Annotated in this window: 7 protein-coding genes; all 7 read right to left on the reverse strand. The window is 63.9% G+C overall.

Annotated elements, in window-relative coordinates; all coding sequences use genetic code 11:
* Positions 1 to 767 (reverse strand): tRNA (adenosine(37)-N6)-threonylcarbamoyltransferase complex ATPase subunit type 1 TsaE (tsaE, locus tag ENZ75_RS15920; RefSeq protein WP_127367299.1); only part of this gene is annotated, 767 nt, incomplete at its 3' end.
* Positions 768 to 775: 8 nt separating this feature from the next.
* Positions 776 to 3,331: a PAS domain-containing sensor histidine kinase gene (locus ENZ75_RS15925; RefSeq protein ID WP_127224162.1), complete on the reverse strand. Its 2,556-nt coding sequence runs from the start codon at positions 3,329 to 3,331 to the stop codon at positions 776 to 778.
* A gap of 199 nt (positions 3,332 to 3,530) precedes the next feature.
* Positions 3,531 to 4,931, reverse strand: a complete 1,401-nt coding sequence (ahcY, locus tag ENZ75_RS15930) for an adenosylhomocysteinase (RefSeq protein ID WP_013528332.1) — start codon at positions 4,929 to 4,931, stop codon at positions 3,531 to 3,533.
* A gap of 180 nt (positions 4,932 to 5,111) precedes the next feature.
* Entirely contained in the window at positions 5,112 to 5,408 is a 297-nt protein-coding gene (locus ENZ75_RS15935) for an HPr family phosphocarrier protein (protein ID WP_013528333.1), read from the reverse strand.
* Positions 5,405 to 5,806 carry a PTS sugar transporter subunit IIA gene (locus ENZ75_RS15940; protein ID WP_010912939.1) on the reverse strand — a complete coding sequence of 134 codons (402 nt, stop codon included), beginning with the start codon at positions 5,804 to 5,806 and terminating at the stop codon, positions 5,405 to 5,407. The genes ENZ75_RS15935 and ENZ75_RS15940 overlap by 4 nt, the downstream gene beginning before the upstream one ends.
* Positions 5,807 to 5,970: 164 nt before the next feature.
* Positions 5,971 to 6,432, reverse strand: a complete 462-nt coding sequence (locus ENZ75_RS15950; RefSeq protein WP_013528335.1) for a hypothetical protein — start codon at positions 6,430 to 6,432, stop codon at positions 5,971 to 5,973.
* A 17-nt stretch (positions 6,433 to 6,449) separates the two neighbouring features.
* Positions 6,450 to 6,759 (reverse strand): ATP-binding protein (locus ENZ75_RS15955; protein WP_245481159.1); only part of this gene is annotated, 310 nt, incomplete at its 5' end.

Raw genomic sequence — 6,759 nt, forward strand, 5'->3', positions numbered from 1 at the left:
TGCTCGAGTAGCAGGAATCCCTGCTCCTGGTCCTCGGCATGGATTTCCGGAACGCTGACGCCGCCTGCCCTTAAGGCGCGGTCGATGGCGACGAAAGCGGAAACCGACTGGGCGGTGTGGGCGATCTCGGCATAGGGCTTGCCGTCGCGGACCGGCGGGCCGAGCACCAGCCGTGGCGAGTTCATCAGCACTTGCGGCTTTTGGCCCGGCAGCGAAACGATCTCGTAAGAGCGGGCAGAAGCATCGCCAATGAAATGGCGGCGCTGCGCTTGCGCCCAGCCGGCGCTCACGAGAAAGTCGCGCATGGCCAGCGACCTTGCGGCCCGATCGAAGGCAGGTCCCTGCCCCGACAATCGTGCCAGCCGGCCGTTGCCATGCTGGACGAGCTCGATCAGGACCGTGGTTTTCGGCAGATGGGCTTCCGCCCGCTCCGGCCATTCGACCAAAGCAGCACCTTGCGCCAAGGCTTCGTCGAAACCAAGCTCATCGATCTCGTCGGCCGAGGACAGGCGGTAGAGATCGAAATGATGCACCGGAATGCGGGTGTCGTAGCTCTGCACCAGCGTGAAGGTCGGGCTCGGAACGTCGAGGCCGGCATCGTCGGCCAAGGTCCTGATCAAGGCCCGCGCCAGCGTCGACTTGCCGGCGCCCAGATCGCCCTTCAGGGCAAGCACGTCGCCTGGGCGCAGCGACAGCGCCAGATCTTCGCCCAGCCGCGCTGTCTGGGTCTCGTCGGCGAGTAATCGCTCCAGCACCAGTCCGGTCATCGAACGCGCTACTCGGCCGCGGCACGGATGCCCGGCATGTCTGGAAAGGTGCAGATGACGGTCGTGCCCTTGTCCTTGCCGGTTTCGATGCGAACGCTGCCGCCATGCAGCTCGACGAAGCTCTTGACGATCGACAGGCCGAGGCCGGCGCCGCGCCGGCGGCCGCCATTGGCGCGCGGCTCGAAACGGCGGAACACCGAATCGAGCACATCGGGCGGCATACCGGGACCGTCGTCATGGACCGAGAATTCCACCCCGTCCGCCAGATGGCGGCAAGTGAGCCGGATGGTGCTGGCTTCCGGGGCGTAATTGGCGGCGTTGCTGAGCAGATTGTAGAGGATCTGGCGGACGCGGACCTCATCGCCGTGAAACGTCTTCGGCGCCGAGGCTGCTTCAACCTCGAGCCTGATCGAATGCTCTTCCAGCCGGTCGGCCACCAGTTCGGCCGCAGCGGCGATGGTGCGATCGACCTGCACCTCGGAAATATCGAGCTGCATGATGCCGGCGTCCACCGTCGCCAGGTCGAGTATGTCGTTGACGATGGTGAGCAGGACCGCGGAGGAGGAGCTGACATGCTCGACATATTCCCGCTGCTTCTGCGTCAGCGGACCGGTCGTGGGCTGTGACAGGAGTTCGGTGAAGCCGATGATGTTGGTCAGCGGCGAGCGCAGTTCATAGGAAACATGCTGGACGAATTCGTTCTTGAGCTGGTCGGATTTTTGCAGCGCCTCGTTCTTGTCCTTCAGCGCCCGCTCGACATGGACGCTGTCGGTGACGTCGACGAAGGTCATCATCACCTGCCCGTTGGGCAGCGGGATCATGGCGTAACTCAACACGTTGCCGTTGTTGAGCTCGGTCTGTCCGTGGCGGTCGCGGCGCTCGTCGTCGAAGCCGGTGACGGCGGCAACAAAGCCGGGCCAGGGGCTGTCCGCCGCCTGCCGGTCGCAAAGGTCGCGGATGGTGGAAACATGGACGCTGGGCTTGGCCGCTTCGCCGCTCAATCCCCAGAGCGTGGCAAAGGCAGGATTCGACAGCCGGAGCCTGCCGTCGGGTCCGAACACCGCTACGCCTTCGGCAAGATTGTCGAGCGTCTCGCCCTGGACCCGCACCGCTGTCTGGTAGCGGCTCTCGAGGTCCATCTTCTCGGTCAGGTTCTCGAACACCCAGGTGACGCCGCCCTTGGGCTGCGGATTGGCGACGACGCGGATGGTCTTGCCATCCGGCAGATGCCACCAATGTTCCTGGGATTCCACAGCGCGATAGGCACCGAGCAGGCCTTCCTTCCAGCGGCGCCATTCAGGCTGTTCGGCGATCTTGCCTTCGCTGCGCAGCCGGTCGAGCAGCAAGGCATTGTCTGGAGCGCTGTGCAGGAAGCCTGCCTCCAGGCCCCAAAGCTTCTGGAAGGCCTGGTTGAAGAACCGCAGCTTCTCGTCGGTGTCGAAAATGGCGACCGCCGTGTTGAGCTGGTCGAGCGTGTCGGCGTGGCTTCGCACCGTCCGTTCGTATTCGCCGCGAACGGCTTCGATGGCACTGGTGTCGCAGGCAAGGCCGGCCGAGCCATCGCTGCCGGCGAAATCGGTGACCGCGAACACACGGCGGTCGCCTTCGATCACGGAGGACAGCGACTGCTCGAAAACCGGATGCGTCCTGTGCTGGGCGGCAATCGCATCGCGCGCCTGGCCGCCGAGGAACTCTTTCTTCTCCCGAACCGCGGCTTCGGCATTTTCGGCTTCGACGGCATCGGCATAGGCGCGGTTGACCCACTTCAGCCCGCCATCCTCGCCGCGGAGCCACGCCGGCATGTTCAGCGCGTCGAGCAGGCCGATCATCGTGTCGTGGTCGGCGGCCAGCCGCTGGTTCTCGATCTTCAGTCTGGCCTGGCTGCGCTGCGTCTCCGAGAGCGAGAGGAAACGCACGAGCACATGCGCGGCACTCTTGCGGCCATGCACTTCGAGCGGCGCACCGGCCTGCGATTCGATGACCAGGTCGAAGGGTTTGGCCTTTTCGCGCAATCCCGCGACGGCATGTTCGAGTGCCGCCGCCGAACGCGGCATCAGCCAGCGGCCGAAAGCAAGAAAAGCGGCCCTATCCTCGGGAGCGCCGCTTTCGACGGGCAATGTGCCGATGAGCTCGGGCTTCTTGTTTTCCGCAGCCCAGACGACGACGCGCTGGTCGCGCAGATTGAGCAGCGCCTCGGAACGGCGGAGCGCCGCGTTGATGTCGGCGAGGCGGCTCCTGAGTTCGACATTCTCCGCCGAGGTGCGGGCTCTTTCGCGGATGAGAACGATGGCCGATATCAGTGCGGCACCCGTCACGCCGACGAACACTGCAAGCTGCATGACATCAATGGCACTCACCGACAGTCCGGCGACGCTGGCAACAGCGGTCTCGGCATGCGCGGCGGCGCCGGCCAAGGGCCCCGCGAGCGCGGAGGTGGCAAGGAATGTCGACGCGCGGGCGCGCCAGGACAGGCTCCCCCCTTCCAGGGCGGAGCCAGCAATCCCCGAATCGTCATGGCCGCCGGAAACGGCCCGTCCCGCTCTGTGCGGGTGTTGCCCCGGCATGTCTTGGTCCTCTCCGCCGCCTGAATGCAAGACCGCCCTGATGCGTGCCTCTCTTGACCCTCTCGGGCTGGAAGCATCGCCGAATCACCTGACAATAACCCCTCGCCGAATCGGCGTGAAGGCTGATGGCGCGCAAAAATAAGGCCGGGCGAAAAGTCAATCGCCCGGCCTCAATATCTGGTAGTAATTTTAGCTTTGGTTAATAGCGGTAGTGTTCCGGCTTGAACGGACCCTGCGGCGTGACGCCGATATAGGCGGCCTGTTCACCCGACAGTTCGGTCAGGCGGGCGCCGAGCTTGTCGAGATGCAGGCGGGCGACCTTTTCGTCGAGATGCTTGGGCAGGACATAGACCTGGTTCTCGTACTGGCCGGGCTTGGTGTAGAGCTCGATCTGCGCCAGCACCTGGTTGGTGAAGGATGCCGACATGACGAAGCTCGGGTGGCCGGTGGCGTTGCCGAGATTGAGCAGCCGTCCTTCCGACAAAAGGATCATCCGCTTGCCGTCCGCGAAGGTGATCATATCGACCTGCGGCTTGACGTTGGTCCATTTCAAATTGCGCAGCGCGGCGACCTGGATCTCATTGTCGAAGTGGCCGATGTTGCCGACGATGACCATGTCCTTCATCGAGCGCATATGGTCGAGGGTGACGACATCCTTGTTGCCGGTGGTGGTGATGACGATGTCGGCGGTGGGGGCTGCATCTTCCAGCGTGACGACTTCAAAACCGTCCATCGCAGCCTGCAGGGCGCAGATCGGATCGACCTCGGTGACCTTGACGCGGGCACCGGCGCCCTTGAGCGAGGCCGACGAGCCCTTGCCGACGTCGCCATAACCGCACACGACAGCGACCTTGCCGGCCATCATCGTGTCGGTGCCGCGGCGGATGCCGTCGACCAGCGATTCCTTGCAGCCATACTTGTTGTCGAACTTCGACTTGGTGACCGAGTCGTTGACGTTGATTGCGGGGAAGGGCAGCAGGCCCTTCTTCTGCAGCTGGTAGAGGCGGTTGACGCCGGTGGTCGTCTCTTCGGTGACGCCGCGGATCGCCGCCTTCTGCTTGGTGAAGAAGCCGGGCGAAGCCTTCAGGCGCTTCTTGACCTGGGCGTAGAAATATTCCTCTTCCTCGCTCTGCGGGTTGGACAGCACGTCCTCGCCGGCCTCGGCGCGGGCGCCGATCAGGATGTACATGGTGGCGTCGCCGCCATCATCGAGGATCATGTTGGAGAGGCCGCCATCGGCCCACTGGAAGATCTTGTCGGTGTAGTCCCAATACTCCTCCAGCGACTCGCCCTTGACGGCAAACACCGGGATGCCGGCCTCGGCGATGGCCGCGGCCGCATGGTCCTGGGTCGAGAAGATGTTGCAGGAGGCCCAGCGGATATCGGCGCCAAGCGCCTTCAGCGTCTCGATCAGCACCGCCGTCTGGATGGTCATGTGCAGCGAGCCGGTGATGCGCGCACCCTTGAGCGGCTGCTTGGGGCCGAATTCCTCACGGCAGGCCATCAGGCCCGGCATTTCGGTTTCGGCGATCTCGAGTTCCTTGCGGCCCCAGCCGGCAAGCGAGATGTCGGCGACCACATAGTCCTTGCTACCCGTCATGGCAGTACTCCGATGCGAATGTTGTGCTTGCGAATTTGTTGCGGACACGCCCGCGCCGGTCGGCGCGTCCAAGGGCGCGAATTGCCGGCCTGACTAGCAGATCGGAGCAAGGACGACAATGGGATATAAAGAAATCTTTATCCCTGCATGTCTCTCGGACGCATATCGCGCTCTACCAGATCAGCATTCCTCGCCGAAGCGGGACGCCACCAGTTGCTCCAGGGCGTCGATGACCTGCTGGGCCTCCGGCCCGCTGGCGGTGACGCGGATCGAATAGCCGGGGCTTGCCGCCAGCATCATCAGGCCCATGATCGAGGTGCCGCCAACCTTGACGCCATCCTTCTCGACATGCACCGAGGCATCGAAGCCGCTGGCCAGCTGGACGAACTTCGCCGAAGCGCGCGCATGAAGGCCGCGCTGGTTGATGATGGGAAAATCCCGGACTATCTGATCTTTTTCCGGGGACAGCGCGGTCATTTGCTGCTCAGGAGCTGGCTGGCAACATTGATGTATTTGCGACCGGCGGCCTGGGCCTCATCAAGGGCGGCCGCCATGTTGTCGCCCTTGCGGATCGAGGAGAGCTTGATCAGCATCGGCAGATTCATGCCGGCGATCACCTCGGTGCGGCCGGACTCCATCACCGAGATGGCAAGATTGGAGGGCGTGCCGCCGAACATGTCGGTCAGCACGATGACGCCCGCCCCGGTGTCGACACGGGCAACCGCGTCGACAATGTCGCGCCGACGCTGCTCCATATCGTCGTCGGCACCGATCGCCACGGTTTCGAAATTGTCTTGTGGCCCGACGACATGTTCGACGGCATGTCGGAACTCGGTGGCCAGTTGACCGTGCGTTACAAGCACGAGTCCGATCATTCTTTGGTGGCTCCCGTCATCGCCGCTTCACAGGCGCATTTTATGCTCGCCAGCCAATCCAGGCGGCGGGAGCGCTATCTTGTCGACGCGCGGCCCGTTGACAAGCCCAAAATTGCGCAGGCGCATGCCATTTTGACGCATTGCAGCAAAAAACCCGGAGCGGATCATAGAAAAGGCGCGATCGACAGCCGCGCCATCACGACCGGTAAGGCCGCCGGGATATTGCGTTCGACCACATCGACCTGTGGCACCAGACAACCCACGATGCTGCTAGCGGCATCCTCCTGGAAGCGCGGCGCTTCATCGGCCGGCACCAGGTGGACATGCAGGTCGACGAGGCCTGCCGGCTCGAATGGCAGAGGCCGGGGGCCGAGCCCAGGCACCTCGACGAGGCCTTCTATGGCGGCGGGAGCGCGGCACAGAAGCCGCCCGGCATGCGCCTCGACAAAGAGCTGATCGTCACCGACGAGCCGCGCGAACGATCCGCGCTGGCGACAATGATCTATGAGCGCCAGCGCCAGCGCCGTCTTGCCCGAGCCGGAGGCTCCGGTGATGAGAATGCCGCGCTCGCCGATCAAAACCATTGTCGCGTGAATGTTTTCAGGCTGCACGGCTGGACCAGGCATGGTTGGAATTCATGCTCTCAGCCTTCGGCCGGCAACGTCACCACAAAACGCGCGCCCTTGATCTCGCCGGGTTTGGTGCCGGGGATGTTCTCGGCGGTGAGCGTGCCGCCATGGGCCTCGACGATCTGCCTGGATATCGACAGGCCAAGGCCCGAATTCTGGCCGAACGCCTCGCCGGCCGGCCGGTCCGTGTAGAAGCGTTCGAAGATGCGGTCGATGTTGTCGGCGCGGATGCCGGGGCCATTGTCGTCGACGGTGACGATGTTGAACTTGCCGGCACGCGCCAGCGACAGGCTGATGTGGCCATGATCCTCGGGAACGAAGGAA

This window comes from Mesorhizobium sp. M7A.F.Ca.CA.002.04.1.1 (genome assembly GCF_004022805.1).
Lineage (GTDB): Bacteria > Pseudomonadota > Alphaproteobacteria > Rhizobiales > Rhizobiaceae > Mesorhizobium > Mesorhizobium ciceri.